Source organism: Acidovorax sp. FG27, from assembly GCF_040365715.1.
Classification (GTDB): domain Bacteria; phylum Pseudomonadota; class Gammaproteobacteria; order Burkholderiales; family Burkholderiaceae_C; genus Paracidovorax.
The window spans coordinates 154,595-172,309 of the sequence record NZ_BAABVY010000009.1 but is presented as its reverse complement, the minus strand read 5'-3'; the positions used below and the strand labels follow the sequence as shown (position 1 = coordinate 172,309).

At 71.5% G+C, this 17,715-nt stretch carries 13 protein-coding genes; 5 read left to right on the top strand and 8 right to left on the bottom strand.

Annotated features, from left to right (window positions below):
* The first annotated feature begins 134 nt into the window (after positions 1 to 134).
* Positions 135 to 2,573, top strand: a complete 2,439-nt coding sequence (locus ABWV53_RS07715; protein ID WP_353364580.1) for a YgiQ family radical SAM protein — start codon at positions 135 to 137, stop codon at positions 2,571 to 2,573.
* A gap of 76 nt (positions 2,574 to 2,649) precedes the next feature.
* On the opposite strand, the gene ABWV53_RS07710 is transcribed toward ABWV53_RS07715, so the two are convergent.
* The 3 genes from ABWV53_RS07710 to ABWV53_RS07700 all read right to left on the bottom strand — a co-directional run bounded on the left by ABWV53_RS07710 (position 2,650) and on the right by ABWV53_RS07700 (position 5,636).
* Complete coding sequence (locus tag ABWV53_RS07710) at positions 2,650 to 3,063, bottom strand: hypothetical protein (protein ID WP_353364578.1); 414 nt, start codon at positions 3,061 to 3,063, stop codon at positions 2,650 to 2,652.
* A 191-nt stretch (positions 3,064 to 3,254) separates the two neighbouring features.
* Complete coding sequence (locus tag ABWV53_RS07705; protein ID WP_353364576.1) at positions 3,255 to 4,172, bottom strand: CoA transferase; 918 nt, start codon at positions 4,170 to 4,172, stop codon at positions 3,255 to 3,257.
* A gap of 81 nt (positions 4,173 to 4,253) precedes the next feature.
* Positions 4,254 to 5,636 (bottom strand): CitMHS family transporter, encoded by a 1,383-nt coding sequence (locus ABWV53_RS07700; protein WP_353364574.1) that lies wholly within the window; start codon positions 5,634 to 5,636, stop codon positions 4,254 to 4,256.
* Between the two features lie 384 nt (positions 5,637 to 6,020).
* Here ABWV53_RS07700 and ABWV53_RS07695 point away from each other — a divergent pair, with 384 nt between their 5' ends.
* The 4 genes from ABWV53_RS07695 to alaS all read left to right on the top strand — a co-directional run bounded on the left by ABWV53_RS07695 (position 6,021) and on the right by alaS (position 12,311).
* Positions 6,021 to 6,764: a response regulator transcription factor gene (locus ABWV53_RS07695; protein ID WP_353364572.1), complete on the top strand. Its 744-nt coding sequence runs from the start codon at positions 6,021 to 6,023 to the stop codon at positions 6,762 to 6,764.
* The gene (locus tag ABWV53_RS07690) at positions 6,748 to 8,358 is read left to right on the top strand and encodes a sensor histidine kinase N-terminal domain-containing protein (protein ID WP_353364570.1); all 1,611 of its coding nucleotides are present in this window, start codon (positions 6,748 to 6,750) and stop codon (positions 8,356 to 8,358) included. The genes ABWV53_RS07695 and ABWV53_RS07690 overlap by 17 nt, the downstream gene beginning before the upstream one ends.
* Entirely contained in the window at positions 8,355 to 9,569 is a 1,215-nt protein-coding gene (locus ABWV53_RS07685) for an ABC transporter substrate-binding protein (RefSeq protein WP_353364568.1), read from the top strand. Before ABWV53_RS07690 ends, ABWV53_RS07685 begins: the two co-directional genes overlap by 4 nt.
* A gap of 123 nt (positions 9,570 to 9,692) precedes the next feature.
* On the top strand, positions 9,693 to 12,311 hold the full coding sequence (alaS, locus tag ABWV53_RS07680) for an alanine--tRNA ligase (protein WP_353364566.1): 2,619 nt from the start codon (positions 9,693 to 9,695) through the stop codon (positions 12,309 to 12,311).
* Positions 12,312 to 12,393: 82 nt separating this feature from the next.
* On the opposite strand, the gene ABWV53_RS07675 is transcribed toward alaS, so the two are convergent.
* The 5 genes from ABWV53_RS07675 to ABWV53_RS07655 all read right to left on the bottom strand — a co-directional run bounded on the left by ABWV53_RS07675 (position 12,394) and on the right by ABWV53_RS07655 (position 17,494).
* On the bottom strand, positions 12,394 to 13,431 hold the full coding sequence (locus ABWV53_RS07675; RefSeq protein WP_353364564.1) for a GGDEF domain-containing protein: 1,038 nt from the start codon (positions 13,429 to 13,431) through the stop codon (positions 12,394 to 12,396).
* 46 nt (positions 13,432 to 13,477) lie between these two features.
* Positions 13,478 to 14,236 carry a tRNA (guanosine(46)-N7)-methyltransferase TrmB gene (trmB, locus tag ABWV53_RS07670; protein ID WP_502903886.1) on the bottom strand — a complete coding sequence of 253 codons (759 nt, stop codon included), beginning with the start codon at positions 14,234 to 14,236 and terminating at the stop codon, positions 13,478 to 13,480.
* 44 nt (positions 14,237 to 14,280) lie between these two features.
* Complete coding sequence (gene gluQRS, locus ABWV53_RS07665; RefSeq protein WP_353364562.1) at positions 14,281 to 15,294, bottom strand: tRNA glutamyl-Q(34) synthetase GluQRS; 1,014 nt, start codon at positions 15,292 to 15,294, stop codon at positions 14,281 to 14,283.
* Positions 15,295 to 15,310: 16 nt separating this feature from the next.
* Positions 15,311 to 16,480: an NAD(P)/FAD-dependent oxidoreductase gene (locus ABWV53_RS07660; RefSeq protein ID WP_353364560.1), complete on the bottom strand. Its 1,170-nt coding sequence runs from the start codon at positions 16,478 to 16,480 to the stop codon at positions 15,311 to 15,313.
* A gap of 75 nt (positions 16,481 to 16,555) precedes the next feature.
* On the bottom strand, positions 16,556 to 17,494 hold the full coding sequence (locus ABWV53_RS07655) for a LysR family transcriptional regulator (RefSeq protein WP_353364558.1): 939 nt from the start codon (positions 17,492 to 17,494) through the stop codon (positions 16,556 to 16,558).
* Between the last annotated feature and the right edge of the window lie 221 nt (positions 17,495 to 17,715).

Below are 17,715 nucleotides of genomic sequence, written 5' to 3'. Positions count from 1 at the left end.
ATGGGGGTAAATGCTATCGACGGCACCGGTGGATAGACGGTTTCGGAAGTGGCTGGACGGCGGAAAACACCCCGCGGCGGCACGGAACTGCCGAACCGCCTAAAATCCACGGCCTTCCCCCCACGCACCTCTTGATGAACGCCCCTGTCGACGTTTCCTTTTTCGCGCGCGCCGCCAAGCCGCTGACCAGCTATCGCCCGTATTGGGCGAAGCGGTTCGGCCGGGCGCCGTTCCTGCCCATGAGCCGCGAGGAGATGCAGCAACTGGGCTGGGACAGCTGCGACGTGGTCCTGGTGACGGGCGACGCCTACGTGGACCACCCCAGCTTCGGCATGGCGGTGATCGGCCGCGTGCTGGAGGCGCAGGGCTTTCGCGTGGGCATCATCGCCCAGCCAGACTGGCAGAGCGCCGAGCCCTTCAAGGCGCTGGGCCGGCCCAACCTGTTCTGGGGCGTGACGGCGGGCAACATGGATTCGATGATCAACCGGTACACCGCCGACCGGAAGATCCGCAGCGACGACGCCTACACGCCCGGCGACGTGGGCGGCAAGCGCCCCGACCGCGCCGCCATCGTCTACAGCCAGCGCTGCCGCGAGGCGTTCAAGGACGTGCCCATCATCCTGGGCGGCATCGAAGGCAGCCTGCGCCGCATCGCCCACTACGACTACTGGAGCGACAAGGTGCGCCGCTCCATCGTGGTCGACGCCAAGTGCGACCTGCTGCTCTACGGCAATGCCGAGCGCGCCCTGGTCGAGGTCGCCCACCGCCTGGCCGCGCGCGAGCCGGTCGAGCAGATCACCGACGTGCGCGGCACGGCCTACGTGCGGCGGCCGGGCGACGAGTCGGGCCAGGGCTGGTTCGAGATCGATTCCAGCACGGTGGACGAGCCCGGCCGGGTGGAGGCGCACGTCAACCCCTACATGACGACCAGCGAGCAGGCCGCCGCGCAGGGCGCCACCTGCAGCAAGGAAGATGCTCCTGATTCGATAGCGCAAGGCGCAGACGGCGCGGGCGCTGGGGGCCAGAATGGCGCCAATCCGGCCATCCAGCCCATCCAGTTCGTGGCCAACCCGGCGCTGCGCACGCGGCTGAAAGTGCCGCCGCGCGACCGGAGCGTGATCCGCCTGCCGAGCTACGAGCAGGTGCGCAGCGACCCGGTGCTCTATGCCCACGCCAACCGCGTGCTGCACCTGGAAACCAACCCCGGCAATGCCCGGGCCCTGGTGCAGGCGCACGGCGAGGGCGCCACGGCCCGCGACGTGTGGATCAACCCGCCGCCCGTCCCGCTCACCACGGCCGAAATGGACCATGTGTTCGACCTGCACTACGCCCGGGCGCCGCACCCGAGCTACGCCGACGAGAACGGCAGCCACGACCACGCCACCAAGATCCCGGCGTGGGAGATGATCCGCTTCTCGGTGAACATCATGCGCGGCTGCTTCGGCGGCTGCACCTTCTGCTCGATCACCGAGCACGAGGGCCGCATCATCCAGAGCCGCTCGGAAGACTCCATCATCCAGGAGATCGAGGACATCCGCGACAAGGTGGCAGGCTTCACCGGCACCATCTCCGACCTGGGCGGGCCCACGGCCAACATGTACCGCCTGGGCTGCAAGAGCCCGGAGATCGAGGCCGCCTGCCGCAAGCCCAGCTGCGTCTACCCCGGCATCTGCTCGAACCTGGGCACCAACCACGACCCGCTGATCCAGATCTACCGCCGTGGCCGCGCGCTCAAGGGAATCAAGAAGATCCTGATCGGCTCCGGCCTGCGCTACGACCTGGCCGTCAAGAGCCCGGAGTACGTCAAGGAACTGGTGCAGCACCACGTGGGCGGCTACCTCAAGATCGCCCCGGAGCACACCGAGCAGGGCCCGCTCACCAAGATGATGAAGCCGGGCATCGGCAGCTATGACAAGTTCAAGCAGATGTTCGAGCAGTTCAGCGAAGAGGCGGGCAAGAAGCAGTTCCTGATCCCTTACTTCATCGCCGCGCACCCGGGCACCAGCGACGAGGACATGATGAACCTCGCCATCTGGCTGAAGAAGAACGGTTTCCGCGCCGACCAGGTGCAGACCTTCTACCCCAGCCCCATGGCGACGGCGACGGCCATGTACCACTCGGGCAAGAACCCGCTGCGCAAGATCGGCCGCGACAGCGAGGGCGTGGACATCGTGCGCGGCGAAAAGCGCCGCCGCCTGCACAAGGCCTTCCTGCGCTACCACGACCCGAACAACTGGCCGCTGCTGCGCGATGCGCTGAAAGCCATGGGCCGGGCCGACCTGATCGGCAACGGCAAGCACCATCTGATCCCGACCTTCCAGCCGATGACCGATGGCAGCTACCAGAGCGCCCGGCGCAGCAACAGCACGGCCGCCCCGTCGGCCCGCAAGCCGGTGCAGCAGCCGGTGCAGGGCCGCCTGCTGACGCAGCACACCGGCCTGCCGCCCCGTGCCGGCCTGGTGGCGGGCAAGCCGGCCAGGCCGGTCGCGGGTGGCGCCAAGCCCTTCGACGGCGCGGGCAAACCCGTCCCGGCCAAGGGACTGGGCGGCAAACCCCAGCGCAAGGGCCGTTGACGGCCGTGCGCCCGGGCTTCACCCGCCGCTGAGCCGGGCCGGGCCGTGCGTGGCGGGCTCCGCGGTCAATCGGTGCTCAAGGCACCGGCGTCGAGATCAGTTCTTCGATGATGAGCCGGCGGTAGTAGAACGCGGCCTCGCAGCCCAGGGGTTCCAGCAGGTCGGTCAGCGACTCTGGCGAGTCTTCGTCGTGGGCCTCGAAGAAGAGCGCGTGGCTGCCGTTGCTGGCCATGTCCGCAATGCGCCGCACGATCACGCCCTCGGCGCCTACGGAGGGCAGGGGGTCGTCGGCATTGCCCAGGGTGCGCACCACGTGTTGCAGGATGGCATCCGGCGGGGCATGGGCCACGTCGGTGCGGCCCTGCTCCTGCATGGCGTCCGCCGCGGCGCGGGCCCGGCCCTCGTCCGGGAACAGGGCGAAGACGTATCCGGTCGGGTAGAACGTGCCGACCGCAGAGGTCATTTCCGGCGTGAGGGCGAAGGGCTTCATGGCGTTCCTCGGGGTGGGGTGATGGCGATGCATTGAACGACAGAGCCGGCCCACCGGGTGTCGGACGTGGCCGGCCCACGGTGCCGGAATTTCAAGCCAAAAGTGCCCCGCGCGCTTGATTGCATTAGGGAGTTAGCTATCAAAGAAATAGCAAATTCGTCGATGTCGAACGCGGCGTGCAGCCGACCCGCTCACTCCGGCGCCAGCGTGTGCAGCGGGATGTCCTGCAGCGCCGCCAGCGCGTCCAGCCCGGCGCGGGTCTGCCCGCGCAGGAATGCCGCCACGGCTTCGTGGGTCTGAGGCGTCCGTGGGTCGGCGGCCGGCTCCAGGCCGGCGGCGGTGAAGAGCCGGGCGGCGAAGTGGGGCTCCAGCGCCGCCACCGCCACCCGGCCGTCGGCGCAGGGGTAGACGCGGTACCCGGCGTGCGCGCCGCCCACGTCGCCGGAGGCCGTGGTCAGGCCCCAGCCGCGGGGCAGTGCCAGCCAGTGCGCGGCGTCTTCCAGCGCGACGTCGATGCACACGCCGTGCCCCGAAGCGGCTCGCGCCAGCAGGGCCTGCAGCACCGCCTCCGATGCCGCCAGCGCACCCGCCATGTCGGCCTGCAACGAGGCCGGCAGCGCGCAGCCCGTGCCCGCCAGCAGCCCGGCCTCGGCCTGGTAGGTGAGGTCGTGGCCCGGCTCATCGGCGCGCTCGCCGGCCGCGCCCACGATGCGCACCATGCCAAGGCGCGGCCAGCGCTGCTGCAGCGCGCTCCATTCCAGCCCCAGCTTGCGCAGGGCGGAAGGGCGAAACGAGGTCAGCAGCACGTCGGCCGCAGCCAGCTCGGCCTGCAGCGCGGCCTGCCCCTGGGCCGTTTTCAGGTCGGCCTGCACGATGCGCACGCCCGCATGCAGCGCGGCGTAGGCCGCGGGGCTGTAGCGCGCCATGGGGTCGCCGCTGGCGTGGCCCGGCGGGCTCGGGGGCTCCAGCTTGACGCAGTCGGCCCCCAGGCGCTGGCAGCGCAGCAGCGCGGCCGGGCCGGGCAGGTTCAGCGCCAGGCTGAGGATGCGGGTGCCCCGCAGCGTCTGCGAGGCCTGGAACGACGAGGAAGGGGTGTCGAGTAGGGACATCCGCGGTTTATATCCACGGATGGCCTTCGCGGCCAGTCGCGCAGGCGGCCGGCCCGCCGGTCGGCCGGCTGGCGCAGCCCGTCAGCGCGCCAGCGCGTGGCCCACCAGCGAAAAGAGGCCCATCGCCAGGCAGGCGGCCATCAGCGCCAGGCAGACCAGCACGGCCCACTTGAGCGTGAAGCGCTGGTGGTCGCCGAAGTCCACACCCGCCAGGCTGACCAGCAGGTAGGTGGAGGGCACCAGCGGGCTCAGCAGGTGCACCGGCTGGCCGATGAGCGAGGCGCGCGCCATCTCCACGGCGCTGATGCCGTAGCCCTGCGCGGCCTCGTTCAGGATGGGCAGCACGCCGAAGTAGAACGCGTCGTTCGACATGAAGAAGGTCAGCGGCATGCTGAGCAGGGCCGTGAGCGTCGGCAGATACGGCCCCAGGCTGGGCGGTATGGCCGCCAGCAGCCCGCGCGACATGGCCTCGACCATGCCCGTGCCGGACAGGATGCCGGTGAAGATGCCGGCCGCGAAGATCAGCGCCACCACGGCCAGGGCGTTGCCCGAGTATTCGGAGATGAGGTGCCGCTGGTGCGCCAGGTTCGGGTAGTTGATGACCATCGCGATGGCGAAGCCGATCATGAACAGCACCGGCAGCGGCAGCAGACCCATCACCAGGGTGACCATCAACGCGGTGGTGAGCGCGAAGTTCACCCACAGCAGCCTGGGGCGGCGCAGGTCGGCGGTTTCGGGGCCGGCCATGGTGGGCAGGTGCTCGCCGGTGCTTTCGTCGTCGCCCTGCGCGCCCTGCGCGCCCTGCGCGCCCGGCAGCGTCGCCTGCGCATTGCCGGGCAATGCCACGCGGCCCAGCCGGCGGCGCTCGCGCAGCCCCAGCCAGAAGGCGATGGCCATCAGGCTCAGGATGGCGATGCCCATGGCAGGCACCATCGGCACGAACACGTCGCCCGGGTCCACGTGCAGGGCGCTGGCGGCGCGGGCCGTGGGGCCGCCCCAGGGTGTGAGGTTCATGATGCCGCTGGCCAGCAAGGCCACGCAGGTGAGGTTGAGCGGGTTCATCTTCAGCCGCTTGTAGAGCGGCAGCATCGACGCGATGGTGATCATGTAGGTGGTCGAGCCGTCGCCATCGAGCGAGATCAGCAGCGCCAGCGCGGCCGATCCCATCACGATCTTGAGCGGGTCGCCCTTGACCAGCTTCAGGATGAAGCCGACCACCGGGTCGAACAGGCCCGCGTGGATCATCACGCCGAAATAGAGGATGGCGAACATCAGCATCACGCCGGTCGGCGCGATCTTGCGTATGCCTTCCAGCATCATCGCGCCCATCGTGGGGCCGAAGCCGCCCACCAGGGCGAAGACGATGGGGATGATGATGAGCGCGACCAGCGGCGAGAGGCGCCGGGTCATGATGAGCGTCATGAACGTCAGCACCATGCCGAATCCGAGCAGGGTCAGCAGCATGACGGGGTTCTCCGGGGCAGGGGCATGGGGATGTCTCCGTGATCTCTTGGATGCATTGCGGCGGGTGGTAAGCCCGGTGAGAAGGAATCTGCGCGGCCTGGCAATGCGGCCTGTGCCACGCGACGGGGGTGAACCTTATGAGTCGACCCTGTCGTGCACCTGTCATGGCGTGGGCCATAGGTGGATGTGCTGATGGGGTAAACCCGGGGGTGGCCGGCCATCCCTCCGGGCGATTGCGGCGATACTGCCGGCCTTCGCGCCCGCCTCAAGCCCACCCTCGCGTTCCGTCCGTCCGCCTCCAGCGCCCACCGCCATGCCCTGCCGCCCACTCGCCGTGACCCCGCCCGCCGCCTGCCGGCCGTCCTGCCCCGGGGCCTAACTGCCATGCGCATCCTGGTGGTGGAAGACGACACCGACCTGGCCGAGGCGGTGGTGCGCCGGCTGCGGCGCCAGGGCCATGCGGTGGACTGGCAGTCCAACGGCCGCGAGGCCTGCGAAGTGCTGGGCTATGCGCAGTTCGACCTGCTGCTGCTGGACATCGGCCTGCCCGGCATGGACGGCCTCGCGCTGCTGGCCCACCTGCGCCGGCAGGGCAACAAGACGCCGGTGCTGATGCTCACCGCCCGCTCCGACATCGAAGACCGCGTGAACGCGCTGGACGAGGGCGCCGACGACTACCTCGACAAACCCTTCGACTTCCGCGAGCTGGACGCGCGCTGCCGGGCGCTGCTGCGCCGCCCGCAGGGGCAGGCGGCGGGCCTCTGGACCGTGGGCGGCCTGGCCATCGACAGCGCGGCGCGCCGGGTGAGCCTGGGCGGGCAGGAACTGGACCTGCCGCACCGCGAATTCAGCCTGCTGGAGATCCTGGTCGGCCGGCTCGGGCGGGCGGTCAGCAAGGACGAGATCGCCGGGCGGCTCTTCGACTTCGATGACGACGTGGGCCTGAACGCCATCGAGGTGTATGTGGGCCGACTGCGCCGCAAGCTGGCCGGCAGCCAGCTGCAGATCACCACGGTGCGCAGCGTGGGCTACCGCGCCGACGTGGTGGCGGTGGTGGCGGTGGCGCCCGCCAACCCGGCCGGGGCCCCGCGGGCACCTTCCCCATCCCCCGATGGCCACGCAGGCTGACCCCGCCGGGCCGGTGGCGAGACCGCCGGGGCCGGCCCCGGTGCGCACGCTGCCCGCCGTGCGCCGCACGCTGCTCACCGCCATCGCCACGCTGTTCGCGCTGGCCACGGTGGTGCTCTTCTTCGCGGCGCGCAGCTACGGCCAGAGCGCGGCCGACCGGTCCTACGACCACCTGCTGCGCGCCTCGGCCCTGTCCATGGCCGACAGCGTGGCCTTCGTGCAGGGGCGCTGGCAGGTCGATCTGCCCTACGCCGCGCTCGACCTGCTGGCCATGGCGCCGCAGGACCGGGCCTTCTACCGCATCGCCGGGCCGGACGACGCGCCCATCACCGGCTATGCCGACCTGCCCCGGCCGCCGGCCGCGAACGCCGCCCAGGCCCCGGCGGGTGATGCCGACGGCCTGCAGCCCGTGTTCTTCACCGCCCCCTATCGCGGCGCCGAGGCGCGCTTCGTGGTCGTGCCCCGCGCCATCGCGGGCGGGCCGGGCTCGGGCCGCTTCTGGGTGCAGGTGGGCCAGACGCGGGAGGCGCGCGACGCGCTGGCGGGCGACATCGTCTGGCGCGCCACCGCCGCCATCGCCGCGCTGATGGCCTGCGTCTTCGGCCTGCTGTGGCTGGGGGTGGACCGCGCCCTGCGCCCGCTGGCGCAACTGCAGCGCGAACTGCTGGAGCGGGATGCGGGCGACCTGCGCCCCGTGGCCAGCGCCGTGCCGCGCGAGCTGGCCCAGGTGGTGGGCGCGCTCAACGGCTTTATGGGGCGGCTCGCGCTCAACCTCGACGCGCTGCGCACCTTCATCGCCGAGGCCGCCCACCAGATGCGCACGCCGCTGGCGGCGCTCATCGCCCAGGCGCAGGAAGGGCTGGACGACGACGACCCGCGCGCCCAGCGGCGCAGCCTGCAGGCCGTGGAGCGCAACGCGCTGCGCCTGCGCCGGCTGCTCAACCAGCTGCTGAGCGACGCCAGCGTGACGCACCAGGGCCAGTTGCGACGCTTCGCCCCGGTCGATCTGCTGGCAGTGGCCCGCGAGGCGTTGCGCGACGTGGTGCCGCGTGCCGAGCCGCAGCCGCTGGTGCGGCTGTGGCAGGCCACCGATTTGCTATCGAAAGAGGAGCTGGTGGCGCAGTATCCATCGGCGCTGGAGGCCAAAAGTGCGCAGAATGCGGGCCCTCCGGCGTGGGTGCGCGGCGATGCGCTGATGCTGCGCGAGGCGATCAAGAACCTGGTGGACAACGCGCTCAAGTACGGCGTGCCGCCGGGGCAGGGCGAGGCCGCGCCGGCGGCTCGGCTCGTGGTGGACGTCACCCTGCGGGCGGGCAAGGGCAGCTGGCGCCTGGAAGTGGCCGACCGCGGCCCCGGCGTGCCCGAGGACCAGCAGGCGCAGGTGTTCGAGCGCTTCGTGCGCGGCCCGGGCGCGGCGCCCGGGGGCGCGGGCCTGGGGCTGGCCATCGTGCAGCGCGTGGTGGCCGGCCACGGCGGCCGCATCAACGCCGGGGGGCGCATCGGCGGCGGCTGGTGCATCGCGTTCACCCTGCCGGCCGTGCCGGCCCTGCCCGAAGCCAGCGCGCCCGGGCTGCCGATGGAGCCATCCCGATGACCCCGCTGCACCCCCGCCGCCAGCTCCTGCGCGGCCTGGGCGCCCTGGCGCTGGCCCCCTCCGGGATGGCCGTCGCGCCCGCCCGGGCCGCGCTGCCCGCGGCCGCCGAGGAGGCCATGCACGGCACGACGGTCACGCGGGGCGACGGTGCCATCGTCACCTTCTTTCCGCCGGCGTCGGGCCGGCAGCGGGCCTTGCTCGGCATCGACTGCGCCACCGAAACCGCGCTCTTCGCCCCGGCGATCCGCGACTTCCAGCGCCGCGTGCCGGGCCTGGCCGTGCGCTGCGCCGACCGCCAGAGCCTGGACATCCACGCCCAGGCGCTGGCCCGGGCCGAAGGCCGGCTGCGCGGTGCGGCGCCGCCGCTGGCGGCCGCCGAGGGCGCGCCCGACCTGCTCATCAGCAGCAGCCTGGACCTGCAGACCCAGCTGGCCAACGACGGCCATGTGCTGGCGCACCCCTCCGCGCTGGCGCGCGGCCTGCCCGCCGGCGCCCACTGGCGGCACGACGTGTTCAGCCTGGGCGCCGACGCCGTGGTGATGGTTTACCACCCGCGCCTGCTGTCGCCCGGCCAGGTGCCGCGCACCCGGGGCCAGCTGCTGGCGCTGCTGCGCGACCCGGGGCAGCCGCTCGCCGGGCGCATCGGCACCTACGACGCCACCCGCAGCGGCCTGGGCTACCTGCTGGCGACGCAGGACGCCCGCCACGACAGCACCGCCGGCGTGCTGCTGGCCGCGATGGGCGCGAGCCGGGTGCGGCTGGGCGACCACATCGAGCCGATGCTGGACGCGCTGGAGCGCGGCGAGCTGGCGCTGGTCTACAACGTGCCGGCGTCTTACGCGCAGGCGCGCATCGCGGCGGGCTCGCCCCTGCGGCTCGCGGTGCCGCAGGACTACACCCTGCTCACCACCCGCTCGGCCGTCATCCCCGCCACGGCGCCGAACCCGCAGCTCGCCCGGCCGTTCCTCGACTACCTGATCTCTCCCGAGGGGCAGGCGGTGCTGGCGCGCGACACCCGGCTCATCCCCATCCGCGAGGCAGTGGCCGCCGGCACGGCCGGGCGCACGTCCGGCATCGACCCGCAGCTGCTGGGCGCGGGGCCCAGTTCATGGCGGCTGCTGGCGCCGGGCCTGGGTTTGCTGGTCTACCTGGACCCGCTCAAGCGCCAGCGCTTCCTGCGGGCCTGGGCGACCAGCATGGGCACTGGCTGAAGGGCGCGGGCCGCGGGGGATCGATGAGATAATCGAAGGTTTTCGCTCCCTTCCCTTTCACATTCCAAGACGCCGCCCGGCATGCGCTTTCGACAGCGCGGCAGGCCGCGCAGAAAGACCCGGATGAAAGTCTCCGAAATCCGCGCCAAGTTCCTCGACTTCTTCGCCGAGCGCGGCCACACGGTGGTGGCTTCTTCGTCGCTCGTGCCGGGCAACGACCCCACGCTGATGTTCACCAATTCGGGCATGGTCCAGTTCAAGGACGTGTTCCTCGGCACCGACAAGCGCCCCTACAACCGCGCCACGTCGGTGCAGGCCTGCCTGCGCGCCGGCGGCAAGCACAACGACCTCGAGAACGTGGGCTACACCGCCCGCCACCACACCTTCTTCGAGATGCTGGGCAACTGGAGCTTCGGCGACTACTTCAAGCGCGAAGCGCTGAAGTGGGCCTGGGAGCTGCTGACCAAGGTCTACGGCCTGCCGCCCGAGCGCCTGCTGGCCACCGTCTACCAGGAAGACGACGAGGCCTACGACATCTGGACGAAGGAAATCGGCCTGCCGCCCGAGCGCGTGATCCGCATCGGCGACAACAAGGGCGGGCGCTACAAGTCCGACAACTTCTGGATGATGGCCGACACCGGCCCCTGCGGCCCCTGCTCCGAGATCTTCTACGACCACGGCCCGCACATCCCCGGTGGCCCTCCGGGCAGCCCCGACGAGGACGGCGACCGCTTCATCGAGATCTGGAACAACGTGTTCATGCAGTTCGACATGAAGGAAGACGGCAGCGTCACGCCGCTGCCCGCGCCCTGCGTGGACACCGGCATGGGCCTGGAGCGCCTGGCCGCCATCCTGCAGCACGTGCACAGCAACTACGAGATCGACATCTTCGCCGCGCTCATCCAGGCCGCCGCGCGCGAGACGCACACCACCGACCTGGCGAATCCGTCGCTCAAGGTCATCGCCGACCACATCCGGGCCACCTCGTTCCTCATCAGCGACGGCGTCATCCCCAGCAACGAAGGCCGCGGCTACGTGCAGCGCCGCATCGTGCGCCGCGCCATCCGCCACGGCTACAAGCTGGGCCAGAAGACGCCGTTCTTCCACAAGCTGGTGAAGGACCTGGCCGAGCAGATGGGCGAGGCCTACCCCAAGCTGCGCGAGCAGCAGCAGCGCATCACCGAGGTGCTGAAGGCCGAGGAAGAGCGCTTCTTCGAGACGCTGGCCAACGGCATGGACATCCTGGACGCGGCGCTCGCCGGTGGCGCCAAGGTCCTGCCGGGCGACGTGGCCTTCAAGCTGCACGACACCTACGGCTTCCCGCTCGACCTGTCGGCCGACGTGTGCCGCGAGCGCGGTGTGACCGTGGACGAAGAGGGCTTCAAGACCGCCATGGAGCGCCAGAAGGCCCAGGCCCGCGCCGCCGGCAAGTTCAAGATGGATCGCGCGCTGGAATACGTGGGCGACGTCAACCGCTTCACGGGCTATGAACAGCTGAAGGAAGCGGCCAAGGTCGTGGCGCTCTACGTCAACGGCACCAGCGTGACGTCGCTCAAGGCTGGCGACGACGCGGTGGTGGTGCTGGACACCACGCCCTTCTACGCCGAAAGCGGCGGCCAGGTGGGCGACGTGGGCGTCATCAGCGGCACCGCCGGGTCGGCGGCGCACTTCGCGGTGGGCGACACGGTCAAGATCCGTGCCGACGTGTTCGGCCACCATGGCACGCTCGAATCGGGCACCCTGAGCGTGGGCGACGCAGTGCAGGCCGAGGTCAACACGCAGCTGCGGGCCTCCACCGTGCGCAACCACTCCGCCACCCACCTGATGCACAAGGCGCTGCGCGAGGTGCTGGGCGAGCACGTGCAGCAAAGGGGCAGCCTGGTGACGCCCGAGCGCACCCGCTTCGACTTCGCGCACGGCGCGTCGGTCACCGAGGCGCAGATCCGCGACATCGAGCGCCGCGTGAACGCCGAGATCCTCGCCAACACGCCCACCGGCGCGAACGTGATGGACATCGAGTCGGCCCAGAAGTCGGGCGCGATGATGCTGTTCGGCGAGAAGTACGGCGAGACCGTGCGCGTGCTCGACATCGGCAGCAGCCGCGAACTCTGCGGCGGCACCCACGTGCAGCGCACCGGCGACATCGGTCTCTTCAAGGTGGTGGCGGAAGGCGGCGTGGCTGCCGGCGTGCGCCGCATCGAGGCGGTGACGGGCGAGAACGCGCTGGCCTACCTGCAGAACCTCGAATCCACGGTCAACAAGGCCGCCGGCGCCCTGAAGGCCCCCGCGACGGAGCTGACGGGCCGCATCGGCCAGACGCTGGAGCAGGTGCGCGCGCTGGAAAAGGAGATCGCCGCGCTCAAGGGCAAGCTGGCCTCCAGCCAGGGCGATGAGCTGATGCTGCAGGCCACCGAGATCAACGGCGTGAAGGTGCTCGCCGCCCGCCTGGAAGGCGCCGACGCCAGGACGCTGCGCGACACCATGGACAAGCTCAAGGACAAGCTCAAGAGCGCCGCCATCGTGCTGGCCGCCGTCGACGGCGACAAGGTGCAGCTGGCCGCCGGCGTCACCGCCGATGCGATGGGCCGGGTCAAGGCCGGCGAGCTGGTCAACTTCGTGGCCAGCCAGGTCGGCGGCAAGGGCGGCGGCAAGGCCGACATGGCCATGGCCGGCGGCACAGACGCGGCCGCGCTGCCCGGGGCGCTGGCCTCGGTGCAGGGCTGGCTGGCCGAGCGACTCTGATCCTTCGCGGCCCCGGCCGCAATGACGAAGGCCCGCGCATGCGGGCCTTCGTCATTGCAGCGGCGAAACAGGCGTGCCGCCGTCAGAACAGCTCGACGTCGTCGTGCGCCACCTTGGTGTGCAGGTGGCCTTGTTCGATCAGCTCGTCGTAGAACAGCACCTGGTCGCGCCCATGCCCCTTGGCGTGGTAGAGCGCCTGATCGGCCTGGCCCAGGATCTCCACCGGCGCGCCCCGCGCCGTGCTGGCGAACCCCACGCTCACCGTCACCTGGCCCACCTGCGGGAAGTGGTATTCCTTCACCGCCAGCCGGAAGCGGTTGAAGATCTTGCGCGCGGTGGTCAGCGTGGTGGACCGCAGCAGCACCACGAATTCCTCGCCGCCGAAGCGGAAGATGCGGTCCTGCGCACGGAACGAGCTGCGCAAGATGTTGGCGATGAGGATCAGCACTTCATCGCCGTAGAGGTGGCCGAAGCGGTCGTTGACCTGCTTGAAGTGGTCGATGTCCACCACCGCAAGCCACTGCTGCAGCGGCTCGGCCGGGGCGGCGGCATCGCCCTCGGCCGCCAGCTCGGTTCCGGCGGCGGGCGCCGCCACCTGCCGCGTGAACTGCTCGTCGAAGGTCTTGCGGTTGAGCAGCCCGGTCAGCGCGTCGCGCTCGCTGTAGTCCAGCAGGCTCTGGTAGTTCTGGTAGACGTGGAAGACGCTCTTGATCACGTCCAGCTTGTGGGCCGAGAACGGCCGGGACTGGGTGATCTCCAGGCAGGTGTGGACCTCCTCGTGCATCCACACCGGGAGCCACAGCGTGTAGATGCCCTTTTGCGGCGAATGCAGCGCGGTGGCGGCCCGGTCGGCGATGCATTGCTGCAGCGCCGGAAATTCCGTCAGCGGCTGGCGCCTCGGGTCGGTCTGCGCCACGTGCGACTGGGGCGACACCAGCTGCCCCTGTTCCACCCACGTGCGGGGCCGCACGTGCAGTGCGCCATCGGCCTGGAACACCTCCAGCGCCCGCACTTCCTTCACCGTGGGCAGCTTCTGCAGGGTGGAGAGCACCGACACCTCGAGCCGAAGGTGATCGCGATGGCCCGTCATCTCGACCAGGTTTTCCAGAATGGGCTTCATGAGGCGGAGATGTGCGGGTGAGGGAGTGAAGGAGAAAGTGCGCGGCTCAACGGGGGCGGGTGAACACCACGTCCCACACGCCGTGCCCGAGCCGCAGGCCGCGGTTCTCGAACTTGGTCAGCGGGCGGTAGTCCGGCTGCGGCGCGAAGCCCTCCGCCGTGTTCGCCAGCAGGGGCTCGGCCGACAGCACCTGCAGCATCTGCTCGGCATAGGGCTGCCAGTCGGTCGCGCAGTGCAGGTAGCCGCCCGGCTTGAGCCGCGCGGCCAGCTTGGCCACCAGCGGCGGCTGGATCAGGCGGCGCTTGTTGTGCTTCTTCTTGTGCCAGGGGTCGGGGAAGAAGATGTGGATGCCGTCCAGCGACGCCGGCGCCAGCATGTGGTCGATCACCTCGACCGCGTCGTGCTGCAGGATGCGGATGTTCTCGATGCCGTGCTCGCCGATGCGCTTGAGCAGCGCGCCCACGCCGGGCTCGTGCACCTCGCAGCAGAGGAAGTTGTCCTGCGGCCTCACCCGGGCGATGTGGGCCGTGGCCTCGCCCATGCCGAAGCCGATCTCCAGAATCAGCGGGGCCTCGCGCCCGAAGGCCTGGGCGGCGTCGAGCGGCGCGGCGCGGTAGCCGAGCAGGAAGCGGGGCCCGAGGTCCTCGAACGCCTTGGCCTGGCCGGTGGTGGTGCGGCCGGCGCGGCGCACGAAGCTCTTGATGGTCTTGGGATGGGCCACGCCGGCGGGCGCGGCGCCCGGCGCTGCCGAAGCCCCGGCCGATGCATCGGCGGACAGGGCGGCCTGCGCGGCAGGATCGGGCAGGGTGCCGGGCTGGGCGGCGTCGGAAAGGGGATGGGGAGTTTCTGTCACGGTGAACGATTGTAGATTCGCCGCCACGCTGTGACCCACTCCGCGAGCGCATCTCCGATGCAGGAACTGGCGTCGGCGCCACAGTCGCCCACCCGCGCGGCCGGCAGGCCCAGCGCCCGCGCCGCCGCATCCAGCGCCCGCAGCGGCCGGGTGGTGTCGATGGCCGGGGCGCCGTGCTGCTTGGAAAGCTTCTCGCCGTCGGCGGCCCGCACCAGCGGCGCATGCAGGTAGACCGGGGCGGGCAGGCCCAGGGCGGCCTGCAGCAGCCGCTGGCGCGGCGTGTTGTCGGCCAGGTCTTCGCCGCGCACGATGTGGGTCACGCCCTGGTCGGCGTCGTCCACCACCACGGCCAGCTGGTAGGCCCAGAGGCCGTCTGCGCGGCGCAGCACGAAGTCGCCCACCTGGCGGGCGACGTCCTGCGATTGCGCGCCCAGCCGCCGGTCGTGCCAGCGCACGCCGTCGTTTGCTATAATATTGGTAGCATCAGGCCCGGATGCGGCAAGCGCGGGCGGCTGATTTTGCTGAAAACGGGTGGCCGCGAAGCGCCAGGAGCGCGCCGCCCGCCCGCCCAACCCGTGGCGGCAGATGCCGGGGTAGGGCAGTTCGCTGTGGCGGTGGCGGGCATGGCCGGCGGCTTCCAGCGCGGCTTCGATGTCGCGGCGCGAGCAGGCGCAGGGGTAGGCAAGCTGCCGTGCCAGCAGGCGGTCCAGCGCGGCCTGGTAGAGCGCGCCGCGTGCCGACTGCCAGACCGGCGCCGCGTCGGGCACCAGGCCGCAGGCGGCCAGCTGCGCGAGGATGGTCTCGCCCGCGCCGGGCACGCAGCGCGGGGTGTCGACGTCTTCGATCCGCACCAGCCAGCGGCCGCCCGGCGCCGCGCGGGCGTCCAGCCAGCTGGCCAGGGCCGCCACCAGCGAACCCGCATGCAGCGGGCCGGTGGGCGAGGGGGCGAACCGGCCGACGTAGGGGCGGGCGGGCGCGGGCCCCGGGTGCGAAGGCGATGGTGGCGGCAAGGCGGTGGGTGGGTGCTCAGCCGCCGGTGGCCTGCAGCGCCAGCTCGAGGCCGGAGACGAAGGCGTCTTCCAGCCGGTGGCCGAGGCACCAGTCGCCACAGGCGCCGATGCCGGAGGCCGCGTCCCAGAGATGGGTCTGGCCCAGCGGCTGGGTGGTCTGGGCATAGCGCCAGCGGCGCACCTCGGCAAAGGTGGGTTCCGCGCGGATGCCGGTGATCTCGGCAAAGCCCTTGAGCAGCTTGGCCAGCACCCGGCCGGCATCGTCTTCCAGGTGTTCGGCCGACCACTGCGGGCTGGCCTGCACCGTCCAGCGCTCGACCTGCGAGCGTCCGGGCTTGGACGATTCGCGTGCCAGCCAGGCGATGCGGTGGTGGGTGCTGCGCGCTGCGTTCCACTGCGGCCCGAGCGTGGTCAGGCCCGGGCGTACGGCCTGGGCGAAGGCGAGCATCAGCGTCCAGCACGGGGCGATGGCGACCGGCGCCAGCGCCTGGGTGAGCGGCAGCCCGATGGCCGAATGCTGCAGCAAGGCGCGGGCCGGCACGGCCGGCTGGCTCAGCAGCACCGCGTCGAAGCCGGCATGCACGTGCACGGAGCCGTCGAGCGCTTCGGTGCGCAGCTGCCAGGCGCCCGGCTTGAGCGGGTCGGCCTCGATGCGCATCACCTGGGTACCGGTCAGCAGGCGGCCGTCCTGCAGCAGCGGCCGGGCCCAGGCGTGTACCAGTGATTCCATGGCCGGCGCGGCCACCCAGTGCGCCTCGCCGGGCGGGGGCGACGCGGCGGCGACGCGGCCCGCGGCGTCGAGCACGCGCACGGTGTTGGCGCTCCAGGGGCGGCACAGTCCCGGCACCGTCTCCAGCGCGAGGCGAAAGCGGGCGTCGCGCACGGTGAAGTATTGCGCGCCGGAGTCGAAGCCGCCGAAGGGCGAATCCAGCGCCGTGGTGCGCCCGCCGGCGCGGGACGATTTCTCGAACACCACCACGTCGTGGCCCGCCTGCGCCAGCGTGCGGGCGCAGGCCACGCCGGCCATGCCCGCGCCGATCAAGGCGAAGCGCCGGCGGGACGGTGTGGCGAGGGTTGCGTCTGCGGTGCCGGTGGCGCTGGCAGGCGCGGTGGCCTTCGCGGTGGTCGTAGTGGGTAAGCCGCCGGTTCGAAGGCGGCGCTGGGATCGGGGAACGGCAGAACGCATGGCAAACCCTTTCGTTGGAACAGGACACAGGCGCGCCTGCCACTCTACACGCGCCGGAGCACGCGGGCCGGCTGGTTACGGATGCTGATGGTTTTCCATGAGCGCCCGGCGCGTGGCGGGCTTGCGCAGCTGTTCCAGCCACCACTGCAGCGCCCGGCCGGGTGCCGAATGCCCGGGCCCGCCCCAGGCGTAGTGCAGCTGCACCATGCGCGCCGGCCGGGCGACGGCCCGGGCCACCAGCCGGCCGTCCGCGACATACGGGCGCGCCATGGCCTCGGGCAGGAAGCCGCCGCCCAGGCCGCGCAGCTGGGCGTGGATCTTGGCCTGCATGGAGTCCACCGTCAGCACGTCCTGGCCGCCCAGGATGCCCATGGTCACGCTGCCCTTTTCGGCGGAATCGGCCACCGCCACCAGCCGGTGGGCGCGCATCACGGCGTCGCTGATCGGCTCCTCGGCCTTGGCGAGCGGGTGGTGGGGCGCCACCACGAACTGGAACAGCATGTCGCCCAGCAGTTCCTGCTGCAGCCCGGCCACGGTGCCGGGGTTCACGGCCACGCCCAGCGCCAGGTCGGCGCGGCCCGAGGTGAGCGCCTCCAGCGTGCCCGAGAGGATGCCTTCATGCAGCTTCAGGCGGGTGGGCGGCGACTGCGCGTAGAACGCCTCCACCAGCTCCATCATGGTGCTCGGCGAGATGACCCCGTCCACCGACAGAGTGAGCTGCGGCTCCCAGCCGATGCCCACCCGCCGCACGCGGTGGGCCACGGCGGCCACGTCGCTCAAGAGGCGCGCTCCCTCGCGCAGCAGTTCGGCGCCGGCCTCGGTGGGGCGGGCCTGCCTGGCGCTGCGGTCGAACAGCAGCACGTCGAGCGCCTCCTCGATCTGCCGCACGCGGTAGGTGAGGGCGCTGGGCACCAGCCCCAGGTGGCGGGCCGCCGCCGCGAAGCTGCCCAGCTCGGCGATCACCTGGAGCATGGCCAGGTGGTCGGGTGTGAGGCAGTCGCGGGCTTTTTGCATGGAGGACACGGCCCGATGCTAAGCCAAGGCTGCGGCCGCGCCCGGCCCGGGCGGCGGGCCCACCGCAGCCAGGCCCCGGCAGTCCCTGATTCAACCGCTTTGAATGGTCAGTTCAAGCTGCCCGTCATGCAGGCATTGCGCGCCTGGGCTACGCTGCGCCTCTTGCGGCGGCCGCACCGGGGTGGTGGGGCCGGGCCGGGCGAGCCGGCCGGCCGCAGTCC

What these genes read in the sequence shown, in the direction of transcription:
- ABWV53_RS07690 (WP_353364570.1), top strand. Translation starts at nt 6,748, where the DNA reads ATGGCCACGCAGGCTGACCCCGCCGGGCCGGTGGCGAGACCGCCGGGG.
- ABWV53_RS07655 (WP_353364558.1), bottom strand. Translation starts at nt 17,494, where the DNA reads ATGCAAAAAGCCCGCGACTGCCTCACACCCGACCACCTGGCCATGCTC.
- ABWV53_RS07700 (WP_353364574.1), bottom strand. Translation starts at nt 5,636, where the DNA reads ATGCTGCTGACCCTGCTCGGATTCGGCATGGTGCTGACGTTCATGACG.
- ABWV53_RS07715 (WP_353364580.1), top strand. Translation starts at nt 135, where the DNA reads ATGAACGCCCCTGTCGACGTTTCCTTTTTCGCGCGCGCCGCCAAGCCG.
- ABWV53_RS07710 (WP_353364578.1), bottom strand. Translation starts at nt 3,063, where the DNA reads ATGAAGCCCTTCGCCCTCACGCCGGAAATGACCTCTGCGGTCGGCACG.
- ABWV53_RS07675 (WP_353364564.1), bottom strand. Translation starts at nt 13,431, where the DNA reads ATGAAGCCCATTCTGGAAAACCTGGTCGAGATGACGGGCCATCGCGAT.
- alaS (WP_353364566.1), top strand. Translation starts at nt 9,693, where the DNA reads ATGAAAGTCTCCGAAATCCGCGCCAAGTTCCTCGACTTCTTCGCCGAG.
- ABWV53_RS07660 (WP_353364560.1), bottom strand. Translation starts at nt 16,480, where the DNA reads ATGCGTTCTGCCGTTCCCCGATCCCAGCGCCGCCTTCGAACCGGCGGC.
- ABWV53_RS07695 (WP_353364572.1), top strand. Translation starts at nt 6,021, where the DNA reads ATGCGCATCCTGGTGGTGGAAGACGACACCGACCTGGCCGAGGCGGTG.
- ABWV53_RS07705 (WP_353364576.1), bottom strand. Translation starts at nt 4,172, where the DNA reads ATGTCCCTACTCGACACCCCTTCCTCGTCGTTCCAGGCCTCGCAGACG.
- ABWV53_RS07685 (WP_353364568.1), top strand. Translation starts at nt 8,355, where the DNA reads ATGACCCCGCTGCACCCCCGCCGCCAGCTCCTGCGCGGCCTGGGCGCC.